At 71.2% G+C, this 14673-nt stretch carries 17 protein-coding genes and 1 pseudogene; 7 read left to right on the top strand and 11 right to left on the bottom strand.

Going from position 1 to position 14673, the window contains the following annotated elements; translation table 11 throughout:
* Positions 1–42 precede the first annotated feature (42 nt).
* The 7 genes from AC061S_RS14225 to AC061S_RS14255 all read right to left on the bottom strand — a co-directional run bounded on the left by AC061S_RS14225 (position 43) and on the right by AC061S_RS14255 (position 5144).
* Complete coding sequence (locus AC061S_RS14225; RefSeq protein ID WP_478686286.1) at positions 43–384, bottom strand: hypothetical protein; 342 nt, start codon at positions 382–384, stop codon at positions 43–45.
* Positions 385–494: 110 nt separating this feature from the next.
* Positions 495–1469: an oxidoreductase gene (locus AC061S_RS14230; protein ID WP_478686287.1), complete on the bottom strand. Its 975-nt coding sequence runs from the start codon at positions 1467–1469 to the stop codon at positions 495–497.
* Positions 1466–2071 (bottom strand): TetR/AcrR family transcriptional regulator, encoded by a 606-nt coding sequence (locus AC061S_RS14235; RefSeq protein WP_478686288.1) that lies wholly within the window; start codon positions 2069–2071, stop codon positions 1466–1468. Before AC061S_RS14235 ends, AC061S_RS14230 begins: the two co-directional genes overlap by 4 nt.
* Positions 2068–2523, bottom strand: a complete 456-nt coding sequence (locus tag AC061S_RS14240) for an ester cyclase (protein ID WP_478686289.1) — start codon at positions 2521–2523, stop codon at positions 2068–2070. The genes AC061S_RS14235 and AC061S_RS14240 overlap by 4 nt, the downstream gene beginning before the upstream one ends.
* A 73-nt stretch (positions 2524–2596) precedes the next feature.
* Entirely contained in the window at positions 2597–3454 is an 858-nt protein-coding gene (locus AC061S_RS14245) for a helix-turn-helix domain-containing protein (protein ID WP_478686367.1), read from the bottom strand.
* A 26-nt stretch (positions 3455–3480) separates the two neighbouring features.
* Entirely contained in the window at positions 3481–4290 is an 810-nt protein-coding gene (locus tag AC061S_RS14250) for an alpha/beta fold hydrolase (protein ID WP_478686290.1), read from the bottom strand.
* 182 nt (positions 4291–4472) lie between these two features.
* Positions 4473–5144 (bottom strand): YwqG family protein, encoded by a 672-nt coding sequence (locus AC061S_RS14255; protein ID WP_478686291.1) that lies wholly within the window; start codon positions 5142–5144, stop codon positions 4473–4475.
* Between the two features lie 163 nt (positions 5145–5307).
* Between AC061S_RS14255 and AC061S_RS14260 the strand changes: the two genes are divergently transcribed.
* The 3 genes from AC061S_RS14260 to AC061S_RS14270 all read left to right on the top strand — a co-directional run bounded on the left by AC061S_RS14260 (position 5308) and on the right by AC061S_RS14270 (position 7431).
* On the top strand, positions 5308–6060 hold the full coding sequence (locus AC061S_RS14260; protein WP_478686292.1) for a hypothetical protein: 753 nt from the start codon (positions 5308–5310) through the stop codon (positions 6058–6060).
* A 438-nt stretch (positions 6061–6498) separates the two neighbouring features.
* Positions 6499–6750 (top strand): MarR family winged helix-turn-helix transcriptional regulator, encoded by a 252-nt coding sequence (locus AC061S_RS14265; RefSeq protein WP_478686293.1) that lies wholly within the window; start codon positions 6499–6501, stop codon positions 6748–6750.
* A 99-nt stretch (positions 6751–6849) separates the two neighbouring features.
* On the top strand, positions 6850–7431 hold the full coding sequence (locus AC061S_RS14270; protein WP_478686294.1) for a hydrolase: 582 nt from the start codon (positions 6850–6852) through the stop codon (positions 7429–7431).
* Between the two features lie 90 nt (positions 7432–7521).
* Here the strand turns inward: AC061S_RS14270 and AC061S_RS14275 are convergent, their stop codons facing one another.
* The gene (locus AC061S_RS14275; protein ID WP_478686295.1) at positions 7522–8550 is read right to left on the bottom strand and encodes a saccharopine dehydrogenase family protein; all 1029 of its coding nucleotides are present in this window, start codon (positions 8548–8550) and stop codon (positions 7522–7524) included.
* 145 nt (positions 8551–8695) lie between these two features.
* On the opposite strand from AC061S_RS14275, the gene AC061S_RS14280 reads away from it, so the two are divergent.
* Together AC061S_RS14280 and AC061S_RS14285 are read left to right on the top strand one after the other, a co-directional pair.
* Positions 8696–9658 (top strand): helix-turn-helix domain-containing protein, encoded by a 963-nt coding sequence (locus tag AC061S_RS14280; protein WP_478686296.1) that lies wholly within the window; start codon positions 8696–8698, stop codon positions 9656–9658.
* 64 nt (positions 9659–9722) lie between these two features.
* Positions 9723–11360, top strand: coding sequence for a glycoside hydrolase family 13 protein (locus AC061S_RS14285; protein ID WP_478686297.1), 1638 nt, complete (start codon positions 9723–9725; stop codon positions 11358–11360).
* Between the two features lie 29 nt (positions 11361–11389).
* Here the strand turns inward: AC061S_RS14285 and AC061S_RS14290 are convergent, their stop codons facing one another.
* On the bottom strand, positions 11390–11581 hold the full coding sequence (locus AC061S_RS14290; RefSeq protein WP_478686298.1) for a hypothetical protein: 192 nt from the start codon (positions 11579–11581) through the stop codon (positions 11390–11392).
* Between the two features lie 297 nt (positions 11582–11878).
* Here AC061S_RS14290 and AC061S_RS14295 point away from each other — a divergent pair, with 297 nt between their 5' ends.
* A complete protein-coding gene (locus tag AC061S_RS14295; protein WP_478686373.1) occupies positions 11879–12178 on the top strand; it encodes a hypothetical protein in 300 nt (99 codons plus the stop codon).
* A 288-nt stretch (positions 12179–12466) separates the two neighbouring features.
* Here AC061S_RS14295 and AC061S_RS14300 read toward each other — a convergent pair.
* Positions 12467–12694 (bottom strand): annotated as a pseudogene (locus AC061S_RS14300) (MFS transporter); the annotation flags it as partial.
* A 135-nt stretch (positions 12695–12829) separates the two neighbouring features.
* Positions 12830–13480: a TetR/AcrR family transcriptional regulator gene (locus AC061S_RS14305; protein WP_478686299.1), complete on the bottom strand. Its 651-nt coding sequence runs from the start codon at positions 13478–13480 to the stop codon at positions 12830–12832.
* A 99-nt stretch (positions 13481–13579) separates the two neighbouring features.
* Here AC061S_RS14305 and AC061S_RS14310 point away from each other — a divergent pair, with 99 nt between their 5' ends.
* Entirely contained in the window at positions 13580–14641 is a 1062-nt protein-coding gene (locus AC061S_RS14310) for an oxygenase MpaB family protein (protein ID WP_478686300.1), read from the top strand.
* The last annotated feature ends 32 nt before the right edge of the window (positions 14642–14673 follow it).

Below are 14673 nucleotides of genomic sequence, written 5' to 3' on the forward strand. Positions count from 1 at the left end.
TTCACCGGGTGCCCGCCTGGCCGGGGCTGGTGACTCGTCTTGTCAGAGGTCGACGCGGTGCTCGGCAGCCGATGGGTCATCTACCGATCCGTGGCGCAAGATGACGTGGGCCGGGCGGAACGGGAGGTCGCGCAGGATGGGGGCCATCACCGCGAAGAGTGCATCGGCGTCCGGTCCGTAGGCGTAGAGGACCACCTCGCCGCCCCCGTATTCGTTTCCGTCGAACTCGCCGACCTCGGCTTGCTCGATCGCCTCGGTCAGCAGGCTCTGGATCTGGCGGACGGCCTCCCGTTGGCTCGGTGCGCCGAGGCCGTCATCGGCCAGTCGGTAGCGGGCGATGACGGCGTGCTCAACGTCGGTTCCTGCTTCGTCTGTGTCGGCCATGCGGGAAACGATCTCATCCCGGACCGACATCGTCGTCGGCCAGAGGTCCGGGGCGCGCTCCCAGGTTGTCGTGGGCTCAGCCGGCTTGAGTGTGGGGTTCTTGCTCCGAGTCACACGTCGCTCATCAGCGAGCCAGTGGACCGGCCGGCGAAGTCGTAGCGGACTCCTGTGAGCTCCTCCGAGAGCTCCCACAGGCGGCGGGCGGTCTCGGGGTCTGTGGCGGATTCGGCCGGCTGTACGAGCGTGGGGTTGCCCTTGGCCTCGTTGCGTCCGTCGGGTCCGATGAGCTGGCCTCCGAGGGCCTGCGGGGAAGCGGCCGCGTAGAGCTGGTTGAGTGCACCCGTATCGACGTCCTGGGCGACAAGACGGTTGGTGACCTTGAGGATGGCCTTGAGGAGTCCGGTCGGTCCGGAGGACTGGAGGTTCGTGGCCGAGTAGCCGGGATGGGCCAGGACGCTGCGGACCGGAACGGCGCTCGCACGCAGCCGCCGGTCCAGTTCCAGGCCGAACAGCACGTTGGCGTACTTGGACTGGGCATAGAACCCTCGCGGTGAGTACGAGCGGTCACCATCGAGGTCGTCGAAGTGGATGGATCCGTTCTTGTGCAGGGTCGAGGTGACCGTCACCACGCGGGGGTCGCGTCCGGCCCGCAGCCGCTCCAGCAGGAGGCCGGTCAGTGCGAAGTGCCCCAGGTGGTTGGTGCCGAACTGGGACTCGAATCCCTGCTTGGTGAGGGAGCGCGGCGTCATCATGATCCCCGCGTTGTTGACGAGTACGTCCACGGGCGTGTCGAGGGCGTCGGCGAACGTGTGGACCGAGTCCAGGTCGGCGAGGTCCAGGGAGCGCAGCTCCACGGCGGATTCGGGGAGTTCGCATCGGAGCCTGTCGAGCGCGGCTCTTCCCTTGTCCCTGTTGCGCGCGGTGAGGACGACGTGGGCGCCGTGGCGGGCGAGTTCGCGTGCGGTGACGTAGCCCAGGCCGCTGTTGGCTCCGGTCACGACGACGGTGCGGCCGGTCTGGTCCGGGATGTCGTCGGCCGTCCACCGGCCCTGGACGGTCTGAGGAACGGTCTGAGGAGTGGTCATCGAACGCCTCCATGCGGTTGCTGCGGGCTGCGGAGCAGGTCGTTGACGCTTGCCGCCAGCAGCCGGTGCAGGTGGGGGCGGTCGGCGGGGAGTTTGCGGATGGCGTGCAGGGCGGCGAGGCCGTGCGCGGTGGCCCAGATGCGGGCGATGCGGTCGTCGTCGGGGTCAGTGATGCCCAGGGCGTCCGCGATCACGGCTCCGACCGCGGCGCCTTCGGTGATGGTGTCGGCGGCGGGCACGTGAACGCCGCCGAGGCCGTACATCACCTGATAGAGGTCCGGCTCGTCGAGCGCGAAGTCCAGGTAGGCGGCCGCCGCCGCTTGGACCGAGGTACCGCTGGAGCGCATGACGCCGGCGAGCCGGACGAAACCGTCCCTGACGAAGGCCAGCAGGATGTCGTCCCGGCCCTTGAAGTAGCGATAGGCGTAGTTGGCGGAGTAGCCGATCCGGTCGGCGAGGCGGCGCATGCTCACCGCGTCCCAGCCCTCGGCGCGGGCCAGCTCGCGGGCGGCTTTCAGGATCTCCGTCCGCGCTTCGTCACGTTCGCGGTCCCGGCGCTGCCGGGATGCGGAACGCTCTGGCTCCTCGGGAGAAGGCGTCATGACGCAGCCCCCTCTTCTCCGCCCCGCACGGGGGCGGGCGCCCCGGGCACGGCCATCGGTGCGAGCAGGCCCAGCTGGGTGAAGAACTCGAGGAAGTTGAGCTCGTCCCCATGCTCGACCGCCATGCCCCCCTGCACCCGCCAGATGTCCAGCGACCGCATCTCCACCGCACGGCCAGTGGGCTCCTCGCCGAGCAGTGACCCGAGGTGGGTGGCCCGGTAGGTGAACCTGCCGACCACACGGTCACCGTCGACGACGACGTCCTCGAGGGTCACGCGGGTGTCGGGAAAGGCGGCGAACCAGCGTCCCCAGAACGCCCGGTTGGCCTCCCGGCCGTCCTCGACGTAAGGGTTGTGGTTCACATAGTCCTCAGCCACGAAACCGTCCACGGCATCGGGGTCGTGACCATTCATCAACGCGGCGAACGCGTGCGCAACAGTCTGCTGGGACATCGGATCCTCCGATCGGCGATATTGGTTACACCGTACACGGTGTGTACGTTGTAACCAATGAAGGACTCGATGTTCAGTCCGCGAACGAGGTCGGCCACGCGACGTCGTCGATGGCGAGCCACGGCGCAGCGGCTACGGCGCTGGGTGTCACCCCGGTGAACGCTTTGACCTCGCGGTGGAGGCGGGCCTGGTCGACGTAGCCGGTCGCGGCCGCCACCTGGGCGGCGGCGTTACCGGCCGCCAGGAGATGGGCGGCGTGGTCGAAGCGCACCAGCCGGGCAGCGTGCTTGGGGGTGAGGCCGATCTGGGACCGGAAGCGGGACCACAGGCGCTTACGGCTCCATCCCACCTCGTTCGCCAGGCTGTCGATGCGTACCCGTCCCCGGCTGGTGCGCATCAGCCACCAGGCCGCGGCCACCTCTGGATCAACGGACGGGCGGGCGCTCATCCGTCGGCCAAGGGCGTCCGCTGCGATCGTGAACCGCTCGTCCCACGACGCGGCGGCCCGCAGCCTTTCCTCGGCTCGCCCGGCGTCACGGCCCCAGACGTCCTCCAGGGAGACCGCCGTCCCGGTGAGGTCGGTCGATGCTCCGAGCAGGGCACCCGCCAGGACCGGTGACAACCGGATCTGGAGGCACTCGATTCCCCCGTCCGCCCGGCTTCCGAGCCGAAGGTCGCCCGGCGCCAGTCCAGCGACCGTACTGCCGCATGTGCGCAGGCCGTGGGCATGGGCGTGGGCGTCGTAGGCAAGGCTGGCTTCGTCGCTCAGGTCTACGAACAGAGTGACCGAGGGATGCGCGACCATGGCGATCTGCACGCGCGCCGGAACCCGTTGGCGGAACCCGGCCATGCTGACCCCCGGCAGCCGGCCCGGCCGCAGTGGCACGGCGACCTCCACCGACGCCCAGTCAGGTGGTGATCCGGTGGACATCACAGCACCAGGCTAGGTGATGGGTGTCAGTGGATCGTCGCTGCGAAGCGCAGCAGCAACTCGCCCGTCGCCTCCGGCGCTTCGAGCATGGGGAAGTGCCCGACATCGGGCAGCTGCTCGATTCGCGCGTTCGGCACGTTGTCGTAGTGGTGCACCGAAGACGGGTCCCAGCGGGGGTCGGCAGCGCCGAAGATCACCAGAACCGGGACGTCGAGTGCGGTCAGACGCGCGGGCACGCTCCTCTCGGCGATGTACGCGCCGTTTCGGCGCAGCACCGTCCTGAACGTGCGGTAGCCCATGCCCCGCACATCGGCGACCAGGTCGTCGGGGACGTCCACCGGGTGGTTGCACACCGCGGTCACCGCCCGCCGGAGCATCGCGTCGGAACGGACTCTCCACAGCAGCGGGCCGAGCGGCGGGTCGATCAGGACCCGGAGGAGGACGGGCTGTGGAAGGAGCGCGTCGGGACTCGGGCCACTGCTGATCAGCGCGAGCGAACCCACCAGGTCCGGGCGCTGTTCGGCGAGGGCGGTGGCGATGTATCCACCGCTGGAGTGCCCGGCCACGGTGACCGGACGAAGGCCGAGCTCATCGAGCGCCGCGGCCAGGCCGGCTGCCTGCTCAGGCACGTCGTACGACGGCGCGGGCGGGGAGTGGCCGTGGCCCGGGAGGTCGATCCGGATGACGTGATACCGGCTGGCCAGTGCCGGCACTACGGGGCCCCAGGAACTGCCCGAGGCCCCCGATCCGTGGATGAGGACGAGCGGCGGCGCCTCCCGGGGGCCGTCGTGGACCACGTGCATCCGGTGCGCATGCCTACCTTCGAAGATGCCCATGCTCGGGAGGATGCCCGGGCCGCCGGCCCTCGGTCTTGTACAAATGTCGTCACTGGGCCGACGACGTCAGGACTTCCGTCTCCACGGCGACGGGAAACCGACGCTCGACGTGGGCCCTCGGCCCTGGTGGGCGGCTGACGAGGCGTCGGCTGCGGTGCGGTGTGGGTGTGGGTGTGGTGTGCTCAGCTCGTGAGGAAGGCACCTTCGCGGCAAGCGCGGCAGACGAAGACGTAGCCCAGCTGGCCGCCGAGGTTCATCGCGGTCCGCGAGGAGATCCCTTCCTCCAGATGTGCCGCGAACTCCGTCGTGCCGGTGCAGGAGGGGCATGAGGGCAGTCGGTCGTCCTCAAGGTAGGAGGGGCTGCCTCCGAGTGACCCGAGTACTTCGCGCTGCTTCCCGAATGCTTCGTCGGGTTCCCGCTTCCATCCCGAGCGAGCGAGGTCGTATGCGCCAGATACGAGTTCGTCGGGGTCTTCGGGATCGTCGTGGTCGTCGCTCTCTTCGGGGTCGAGCGTCACGACGTGGGTGCGGATGGCCGAGGTGGTGGGCAGGAGCGTCACTCCGGTCGCGGGCACGTCTACCGGCCGCAGCTCCTCCCGGGGAAACAGGTAGACCCGGTTCGCGCCAGACGGCGCGTCCCAGAATTCACATGCGCCGGGGTCGTTCTGGCACACGAATACCGACAGGACACCGTCCTCGACGGGGAGATGGGCGAAGAACTGCAGCGGCCCCCCGCAGCCGTTGCCGCACATGGGCCAGGTGAACCCCGCAGGAGCCAGCGGCACACCACCGGTGCGCGGGACGTCGGAGTCGGCCGGAGCGGTGCCGTCGTAGATCATCAGAGTTGTCTGCATGGCCAGAGGTTACGGGCGGCCTGTGACATGCGAGCCGCCCGGTACGGCCACAAGACCGCCGACAACGTCTGCGACCTCGCCGGCCAAAGCCAGAGGACCGGCACGATCACCGCCTACTGTGAGCATGTGCCCGCAACAAGTGCCCGAACGCGGTGAATGAGACGTGAACGCACCGCCGCCGCCCTCCTTCGGTGACGAGCACTCTGCGCAGCCCGCGGCGTGCTGGGAGGGTCACGGACCGACACGGCGCCAGGCCGCAGCCGCCCGAGCCTTGCTCCGCCTGACGGCCACACCGCTGGGCGGCGGCCCCGTGGTCAGGGGTGTACTGCCGCTGCGGCATCCTCGGGAGCGCGTACGCGTCGTCGTAGGGGACGGCGCCGCCCCGGCTACGTCGACGGCGTACGACGTCCCGCTGCTGGACCGGGACGGGGACGAGGTGCCCGCCGCCGAGCTGGTGGCCGCAGTACGACAGCTCGTACGGCGCGCCCCGGCCGGCGACCGCCCCCTCGCCTCGGCCGGGCCTGCGGACGGACCCGGCATCCCCGTGGTGCCTGCGGAAACCGTGCGGCTGATCCTGGACGCCCGCCCCGCAGCACTCGACCTCACGGATGCGCTCCACGAGGCCGCCACCGGCATCGCGCCGAGCGCTGACACGGACAACCAGGACGGCCTCGTCCTGCTGGGGTTCCGCCTGCTCGACGAGGAACGCGTCCGCCTCTACCTCACCGGCGGCGGCCTACCGGACACCGTCGGCCTGGACGTCGCCCTGCGCGACCGCCACGGCACGGTGATCTCTGCCATCACGGGCCTGTCCGCCGCACTCCCCAGCCTCATCGCCAACGACCAGCTGCAGTACAACCCGTCGGACGAGACCGACCCCTACTGCGTGAAGGTCTTCGACCTCACCCACTGGTAGTCCCCACGATCAAGAAGAGGCAGTGATCTCGCTCCCCGCCTGTCAGTGTTCGCTGCTTCTGGGACGAGGAGGCCGTCTCGTTCTACTTCGAGCTGGACGCCGATGGCCATGTGATCCGGCAAGTCGAGTTGCGGGAGCCCGGAAGCAGGGCTCTGGCCGCTGCCTCGCTGGCCGAGTGGCAAGAAGCTCAAAGAGACGGTCGGCCAGCCGAATACGAGAGCGTCTACGGTCTGACCGCCGAACCGCCCATCTCCGAGTGGGAGGGGCACGACCCGCAGTGGTTGTCGGCCGATGAGTTCGAGATCGTTTGGTCGACCGCCCGCCGGGAGCTTCAGCGGCGACCCCGGCCAAGCCGAGGGCCAGGCGCCAGTCCTTCGGGACCGGGAGTACGAGGCTGGAGGCAGCCGTAGATGCCTGTATGTCCATTATTGTCGTGTTGTGGGAGAAGAGAAGAAGCCGCTGCACCCGATCGCCGAAGAGCTCCAGCTCACCGTGTGCCTGCTGGTCCGCCCGCAATCGGTCATAACCACGGTCAACGCCCTCCAGGCGGACGGCTACGTCGAACGCACCGCCCACCCCACCAACGGGCGCCGCCCGCTCATCTCCCTCACCGACAAGGGCCGCACCTTCCTCGCCCACCGCGAGGGAGCGGGCCACGACCTGCTCGTCCAGCGCCTGGCCGAGGACTGACCGGGCACCAGGAGCCCACGAGCCGCCGGTCACACGCACCTGCCGCCCGCACGCGTACCTGTACATGTACCTCTACGACCAGCGAAGGAAGACAGTCGCATGTCCGAGACCACGCTCGACAGGAACACCGCCCTGGTCCTCATCGACCTTCAGAAGGGGGTCATGGCCCTGCCCGTCGTCACCCCCGCCGAGCAGATCCTCGCCAAGGGCATCCGGCTCGCCGACGCCTTCCGCGCGGCCGCCCTGCCCGTCGTGCTCGTGAAGGTCGCCTGGTCCCAGGACGGGGGCGACCTGCCCACCACGCACGCCGACCGGCCCGGACCCTCCGCCGCGCCTCCGGCCGAGTTCTCCGTGCTCCCGGCCGAGTTGACCACCGGCGCCCACGACATCCTCGTCACCAAGCGGCACTGGGGCGCCTTCACCGGCACCGAGCTCGACCTCCAGTTGCGCCGCCGCGGCATCAAGCGGATCGTCCTCGCCGGCATCTCCACCAGCATCGGCGTGGAGTCCACCGCCCGCTCCGCCTGGGAGCACAGCTACGACCTCGTCTTCGCCGAGGACGCCATCACCGACACGGACGCGGACGCGCACGCCCACACCTTCGGCAAGATCTTCCCCAGGATCGGGCAGGTCCGCTCCACCGACGAGATCCTGGCCGCCCTCAAGAACCTCGACGGCTGAACCCCAGGGCCCCCCAAGGGGCTTGCGCCCCGAGACCGAAGCCGGGGCCGGGGCCGAGACCGGGGCACGCACCGAGCCGCAGCCCGTCCGCTACGCGAGCAGCTCCAGGGTGATGTGCGGGGCCAGCGCGCGCAGGAAGTCGGGCGCGTCGAAGATCTCGCCCGCCGAGGCGACGCCGACCGTGCGGGTGCGGCCGGTCAGGACTCGCTCCAGCGCTTCCACGACGAGGGGGGCCGTGACGGCGTAGATGTCCTGCCCGCGGGCCACGGCGCGCCGTTCGGCGCCGCCCGAGCGGACGACCGCGTCGACGAGGAAGGTCTGGTCCGACCGCCCGCTGTCGTCGGCCGCGGACGGGGCCGGCGTACCGGGGGCCGCGATGTCACGGACCGCCTCGACCGTCATGTACGTGGTCACGTCCGGGATCGACAGGTGGCTGGGCACGGTCACCACGTCGGCCATCGTGAACTCCCCGATCACCTCCCGAGCGCCCATCGGCTCGGGGAACCGCCACTGAAGCGTCGGCGCGGCGTCGGTGCGGTACTCCCACTGCCCGCCCGCGTAGCGCATGCGCCGCTCACCGCGCCGCTCCCGCGAGACCGCGCCCGAAAGCCGCGTCCCGGCGGTGGGGTGCCAGCTGCTCAGGGCGTACGCGATGTGCGCCTCCCCGGCCTCGGTCCAGTCACCCATCGCCGCGGTGGCCAGCAGGTCGCCCAGACCGCCGAAGAAGGCCATCGCCGGGACGATCACCGCCCCGGCGTCCCGCGCCCGGTCGGCGAAGTGCGCGAAGGTGTCGATGTTGGCCTCGAGCTCGGCGGCCACGTCGAGGTAGGGGATCCGGGCCCGCAGGGCCGCCTCGATCACCGGGCCGGTCGTCGAGGCGAAGGGTCCCGCGCAGTTGATCACAGCAGCCGTGCCGGCCAGCGCGCGGTCCAGCGCGTCAGGGGCGTCCACCGTCGCCGGGCGGGCCTCCAGCCCGGTCTCGTACGCCAGCGCCTTCAGCTTCTCGCCGTCGCGGCCCGACAGCACCGGTACGAACCCGCGCTCCACCAGCTCCGCGACCACGAACCGCCCGGTGTGCCCGTACGCGCCGAACACCGCCACCAGCTGACCTGATCCCATGGTCCCGCTCCCTGCACTCGTCCGTACCCGCATGCCCCGCCGCGGCCGGCCCTCCGGGCCCGCCGCGCTCCGTCATGGACATCCTGTCGCGGAACATGACGCGGTCACGAGTGTCTGGAACGACATGACCCATACACTTCCGGACATGACCACTGTCGCGCTGGCCGTCACCGACGGCATGCTGCACTTCGAGCTGTCCCTGGCCTGCGAGGTCTTCGGTTCCGACCTGACCCACCTCGTGGACCCCTGGTACGACTTCTCGCTCTGCGGGCCGGGCGCCGTACAGATCGACCGCTTCCACCTGCGACCCGACCACGGACTCGACCACCTCGCGCGAGCGGACACCGTGATCGTCCCCGGCTGGGCCGACGTCGACCGGGACCCGCCGGCCGAGCTCGTCGACGCGGTACGCGCGGCTCACGAGGCCGGCGCGCGCGTGGCCTCCCTGTGCACGGGCGCCTTCGTGCTGGCCGCCGCCGGCCTGCTGGACGGCAAACGCGCGACCACGCACTGGGCCCACACCCGGGAGCTGGCCAGACGCCACCCTCTCGTCACCGTGGACCCCGATGTCCTCTACGTGGACAACGGCAGCGTGCTGACCTCCGCCGGCAAGGCCGCCGCCATGGACCTGTGCCTGCACCTGGTGCGCCTCGACCACGGCTCCTCGGCCGCCAACAAGATCGCCCGCCGCCTGGTCGTCCCACCGCACCGCGACGGCGGCCAGGCCCAGTTCGTCACCACCCCCGTGCCCGCTCCCGGCAACCACCCGCTCGCCGACCTCTTCCCGTGGGCGCTGCAACGCCTCGACGAGCCGCTCACCGTGGAAGACCTGGCCCGCCGGGCCCGGATGAGCTCACGCCACCTGGGCCGCCACTTCAAGTCGGTGACCGGCACCACCCCGTTGCAGTGGCTGCTCACCCAGCGCATCCGCCACGCCCAGGAACTGCTCGAAACCACCGACGACACCGTCGACACCATCGCGACGGCCACCGGCATGGGCACCGCCACCACCCTGCGCCGCCACTTCGCCCGCACGGTGGGCGTCCCGCCGGACACCTACCGCCGCACCTTCCGCTCCCGGAGCGGCCCGGCCCCCACGACGGGCTGAGCCCCGACCGCTCCCGATCGGCGAACCGTTGACGCCGTCGAAGCGCCCTCCCTAGATTCACCGCATGGCGACTCCCGAGACGTTTCCCGCGGCCGTCGAACGGCGACCCGCAGCACCTTCCGCCTGGTGGCGGAGTGCCGCGATCTACCAGATCTACCCGCGCAGTTTCGCGGACGGCGACGGTGACGGGATCGGTGACCTCGCCGGCATTCGCGCGCGGCTTCCGTACCTGCGCGGGCTCGGCGTGGACGCGGTGTGGATCAGCCCCTGGTATCCGTCCCCGATGGCGGACGGCGGGTACGACATCGCCGACTACCGGGACATCGACCCGGTCTTCGGCACCCTGGCGGAGGCCGAAGCGCTGCTGTCCGAGGCGCATGACCTGGGGATCCGGGTGATCGTCGACATCGTCCCCAACCACTGCTCGGACCAGCACCCCTGGTTCCGAGCCGCCCTCGCGGCCGGCCCCGGCTCACCGGAGCGGGCGCGCTTCTGGTTCCGTCCCGGCCGCGGCGAGCACGGCGAACTGCCGCCCAACAACTGGCAGTCCGCCTTCGGAGGCCCGGGCTGGCGGCGGGTGACCGAGGCCGACGGCACACCCGGCGAGTGGTACCTGCACCGGTTCGCTCCCCAACAGCCCGACTTCAACTGGGAAAACTCCGAGGTCCACGCGGAGTTCGAGTCCATCCTGCGGTTCTGGCTGGACCGGGGCGTGGACGGCTTCCGCATCGACGTCGCCGACAACCTCGTCAAGGATCCGGCCCTGCCCGACCACGAGGGCGGGCCCAGCCCCTGGGCCGACCAGGACGGCGTCCACGAGGTCTACCGCGCGTGGCACAAGGTCCTCGACGCCTATGCCCACGATCCGGTCTTCGTGGGCGAGGTGTGGACCTCCGACCCGGAGCGCTTCGCCCGCTACCTGCGCCCCGACGAACTGCACACCGCGTTCAACTTCCCCTTCCTCCAGAGCCCCTGGGACGCGAAGGCCCTGCGCACGGTGATCGATTCGACACTCGCCGAGCACGCCCCGGTCGGCGCCGCCGCCACCTGGGTCCTCGCCAACCACGACACGACCCGCCACGTCACCCGCTACGGCCGCACGGACACCTCGTACGCACTCGACGGCCGCCGCGTGCACGGCGTGCCGGCCGACCTCGGCCTCGGGCGCCGCCGGGCCCGGGCCGCGGCGCTGCTGACGATGGCCCTGCCCGGCTGCGTCTACGTGTACCAGGGCGACGAGCTGGGCCTGGAGGAGGTCGAGGACATCCCGTCGGCCCTCCGCCAGGACCCGACGTTCTTCCAGACCGGAGGAGCCGACCTCGGCCGGGACGGCTGCCGGGTGCCCCTCCCGTGGGGAGACGAAGCACCGGACGCGAAGTCCTGGCTGCCCCGGCCGGCCGAGTGGGCCGCCCGGAGCGTGCGCGAGCAGAGCGCGGACCCGGACTCGATGCTGGCCTTCTACCGCCGGGCGCTGGCGCTGCGATCCGTCCAACCGGCCCTGCTCGAAGGAGGGTTCACCTGGGTGCCCGCCCAGCCGGGCGTGCTCGCCTTCGCCCGCACCGCGGCCGGGTCCTCCGTACGCTGCCTGCTGAACCTCTCGGCCGGCCCGGTTCCGCTGCCGGAGCACACCGAAGTCCTGATCTCCAGCGGCCTCGTGGAGGACGGCGTGCTGCCCGCGGACACCGCGGTCTGGCTGCGCTGAAAGAGCCGCCGGGTAGGCCGTTCGGGCCGCTACGGTGACGGCGGCCCGGCCCCCCGGCCCGCGTCCCGGCGTCCGCCCGTACGGGACCTGCGCGGCAGGGTGACGGCCGCCAGGGGCAGGGTGACGACCAGGACGCAGCTCGCGACCATGAAGGCCGCGCACGTGGCGGTGACGCCGATGACGCCCGCCCCGTCGGCGCCGTTCTCGTTGGCGGCCAGCACGACGGCCCCCGCCGCCGCCAGCCCGACCGCCCCGCCCAGTTGCCGGATGCTCTGGCGCAGGACGGAGGCGTCCGCCCTCTTGTCCGGGGGGAACCGCGCGCATGAGCTCGGCGCTCAGGGCGGGGACCGGCAGGCCCATCCCGATCCCCGAGGAGCATCCCGGGGACCTGCCAGAGGTACTCGCGCGACGGCAGGACGGCCGTCCAGGCCACCGCGCCGACGGCGGCCGCGGCCAGACCGATCAGGACGGGCACCCGGACCGATCGGGAACGGTCCAGCAGGTACCCGGAGGGGAACGTGCCCGCCGCCGAGGCCGCGACCAGGGGAAGCAGGGAGATCCCGGTGGCCGGCAGCGAGAGCCCCATGGCCTGGCGCAGGTACACCGTGCCGTGCACCAGCACGATCAGCTGGGGTGCCTGCACCAGGAACGTGAGCGCCACGGCCACGGTGTACGGGCGGATGCCCAGCAGCCGCAGGTCGAGGAGGGGGCGCGGGGACCTCAGGATGAGGCGCACCGCCACGAGCATCGACACGGCGCCCGTCGCGAGCACGGTGAGCGTCCTGGCGTCGGCGAAGCCCCAGACACCGCACTGGTAGAGCCCGAGGACGAGCACGACCAGGGAGAAGATCACCACGAGGGGCTGCACCACGGACAGCGAGCCGCCGCCCGCCCGATTGCTCAGCCGCGCCCTGGAGATCATCCACAGGCACGCGGCGCCGACGGGCAGGTTGACGAGGAAGACCGAGCGTCAGCCGAGGAGTTGGGTGAGCACCGCGCCCACGATCGGGCCGAGGACGAGGAAGAGCTGCGCCAGACCGGCGTAGACGGCCAGCGCCCCTGCCGCGCGCGTGCTCCTCGTACACGTCCGTGATCACGGACGTGGCCACCGGCAGCATCAGCGCGCCGCCGATGCCCTGCACGGCCCTCACCGCGACCAGGTACGTCTCGGCGGCGTCACCCGACGGGGCCAGCGCGCAGAGGCCCGACGCGGTGGCGAAGACCGCAGTGCCGACCCGGAAGGTGGTCAGTCGGCCGATCCTGCGGGCCAGCATGCCTCCGACCGGTACGAACGCGGCCAGCGCGAGGACGTAGACGAGCACCACGCCGTGCATCGTGAACGTGGTCAGTCCGAGGGGGCGGCGAGGGCCGATCCGGCGTGGACCCGAGGGCCGGGCGTGGCGGCAGGCCGACGTGAGGTCGCAGCCGGCGGCGCTGCCCGCGGCGGGCTCCTCCCTCGGAGGCGACGCCTACGCCGCGGGCGCGGGCCAGATGCCGCCGAGCAGGAGCCGCAGCTGGCCGGCGAGCCGGGTGGCGTCGAAGGCGCCGTCCGAGGCGAGCGCCAGGCGCGCGAAGTGTTCCGCGGAGGCGACCAGCGCGTGGGCGAGGACCTCGGAGTCCGGTGCGGACCCTTCGGCGGCCGGCGCGGACTCGATCCACGAGGCGACCCGGCGCCGGAAGCGATCCCGGTCCGCTTCGATGCGGGCGTGGACGGCCGGGGGAGTGGTCGCCGGAGTCAGCAGGATCAGGCGCCAGGTGTCCGGGTCCTCCCGCAGCATGGCGGCCATCCGGTGCACCGCCTCGCAGGCGAACTCGACCGGGTCCCGGGTGCGGCGGGTGTCGGGAACGCTCACGAGGAGGCGGGTGAAGGCGAGTTCCTGCTGCCGGTCGAGGAGGGTGAGCAGCAGGTCGTCGAGGTCGTCGAAGGCCCCGTAGACCACCGAGCGGGCAACCTGCGCCCGCTTGGCGATCGCGTCGATCGACACCCGGCCGTAGCCGTCGCTCACGATCACGGCGAGGGCCGCGTCGAGCAGTTGCTCCCGGCGTTCGGCGATCGGGACGCGCGGAGCGTAGGGGCGCCGCCTGCGCGGCCTGTCGGTGGGAGACGTCGGTGTCGACACCTTGGCATCTTACGACAGTCGTGTCTTAATTTAAGACAGTCCTGTCTTATCGGGGGGAGCGGTACGCACCCGCTGCCAGGAACACGAGGGAGCGGCCTGATGGCCCGACTGAACGGCACAGAGGTCGAACCGCACGAGGACTACGGGTTCTTCGGTCCCGGATCCGTGGTCTGGAAGGTCTGGAGCTACCCGACGGCGCCCACGGTGGGCTTCCAGCGCTCCGTGGTGGTGGAGGAACTCGACCCGCCCCTGGTGGCCGCGGTCCACGGCACCCAGGGCATGTACGACCGCACGCGCACCCGCTACGACCGGACGCTGCGCTACTTCGCGATGGTGGCCTTCGCCGGCTCGGATCAGGTGTGCAAGGCCGCGGACATCCTGGTGAAGGTCCACTCCAAGGCCATCGGCCGACTGCCCTACGGGGAGGGAACCTACGACGCCAACGACCCCGCCTCGCAGCTGTGGATCCAGCTCACGGGCTGGCACTCGATCCTCTACGCCTACGAGAAGTACGGGCCCGGCAAGCTCACCGCCGAGGAGGAGAAGGAGTACTGGGAGTCCTGCGCCCTCGCCGCGGAGCTCCAGACCTGCTCTCCCGACGACGTCCCGCGTGACCGCGCGGGAATCCGGGCCTACTTCGAGCGCATGCGCCCGCGGTTGGAGGCCAGCCCGATCGCCCGGCAGGCCATGCACCACCTCCTGAACACCGACCTCGTCCTCCCGCCGACCCCGTGGTGGATGAAGCCCGCGCGGATGGTCGTGGCGAGGACGCACCGGATCGCCACCATCGCCACCATGCCGCGCTGGATGCGGGAGATGGCGCAGATCCGGCAGTCCCGCCTGCTGGACGTCCTCGTCGTCCCGGTCATGCGGACGTCGTTCGCGCTCGCCCACCTCAGCCCCCGGGTCGAACTGTTCCTGCTGGGGATGATCTCCCCGTCCACGGTCAAGGTGGTCGCGCCCGTCAAGCTCGGCGTTCCTCCCCGTACCAAGGAGGTCCTCACTCCCGAACAGGCCCGCACCCGCCACGGCTACGTGAGGCCCGCCGAGGCGCACGCCGAGTTCCGGGCGCGCCAGGCGGTACGCGTCTTCGGCGACGGCGAGCCTCCGAGCGACCAGGGGCTCATCGAGTCCCAGGAGGTGCTCGGCCCGCTGGCCTGACGCGCGACGGGGAGCCGCCCGCCGGTGACCGG

The organism is Streptomyces sp. CA189, from assembly GCF_056428985.1.

Coding starts and splice junctions, on each gene's coding strand:
- AC061S_RS14230 (WP_478686287.1), bottom strand. CDS start 1,469: ATGACCACTCCTCAGACCGTTCCTCAGACCGTCCAGGGCCGGTGGACG.
- AC061S_RS14245 (WP_478686367.1), bottom strand. CDS start 3,454: ATGTCCACCGGATCACCACCTGACTGGGCGTCGGTGGAGGTCGCCGTG.
- AC061S_RS14275 (WP_478686295.1), bottom strand. CDS start 8,550: ATGGGATCAGGTCAGCTGGTGGCGGTGTTCGGCGCGTACGGGCACACC.
- AC061S_RS14280 (WP_478686296.1), top strand. CDS start 8,696: ATGACCACTGTCGCGCTGGCCGTCACCGACGGCATGCTGCACTTCGAG.
- AC061S_RS14285 (WP_478686297.1), top strand. CDS start 9,723: ATGGCGACTCCCGAGACGTTTCCCGCGGCCGTCGAACGGCGACCCGCA.
- AC061S_RS14250 (WP_478686290.1), bottom strand. CDS start 4,290: ATGGGCATCTTCGAAGGTAGGCATGCGCACCGGATGCACGTGGTCCAC.
- AC061S_RS14225 (WP_478686286.1), bottom strand. CDS start 384: ATGGCCGACACAGACGAAGCAGGAACCGACGTTGAGCACGCCGTCATC.
- AC061S_RS14240 (WP_478686289.1), bottom strand. CDS start 2,523: ATGTCCCAGCAGACTGTTGCGCACGCGTTCGCCGCGTTGATGAATGGT.
- AC061S_RS14310 (WP_478686300.1), top strand. CDS start 13,580: ATGGCCCGACTGAACGGCACAGAGGTCGAACCGCACGAGGACTACGGG.
- AC061S_RS14270 (WP_478686294.1), top strand. CDS start 6,850: ATGTCCGAGACCACGCTCGACAGGAACACCGCCCTGGTCCTCATCGAC.
- AC061S_RS14235 (WP_478686288.1), bottom strand. CDS start 2,071: ATGACGCCTTCTCCCGAGGAGCCAGAGCGTTCCGCATCCCGGCAGCGC.
- AC061S_RS14255 (WP_478686291.1), bottom strand. CDS start 5,144: ATGCAGACAACTCTGATGATCTACGACGGCACCGCTCCGGCCGACTCC.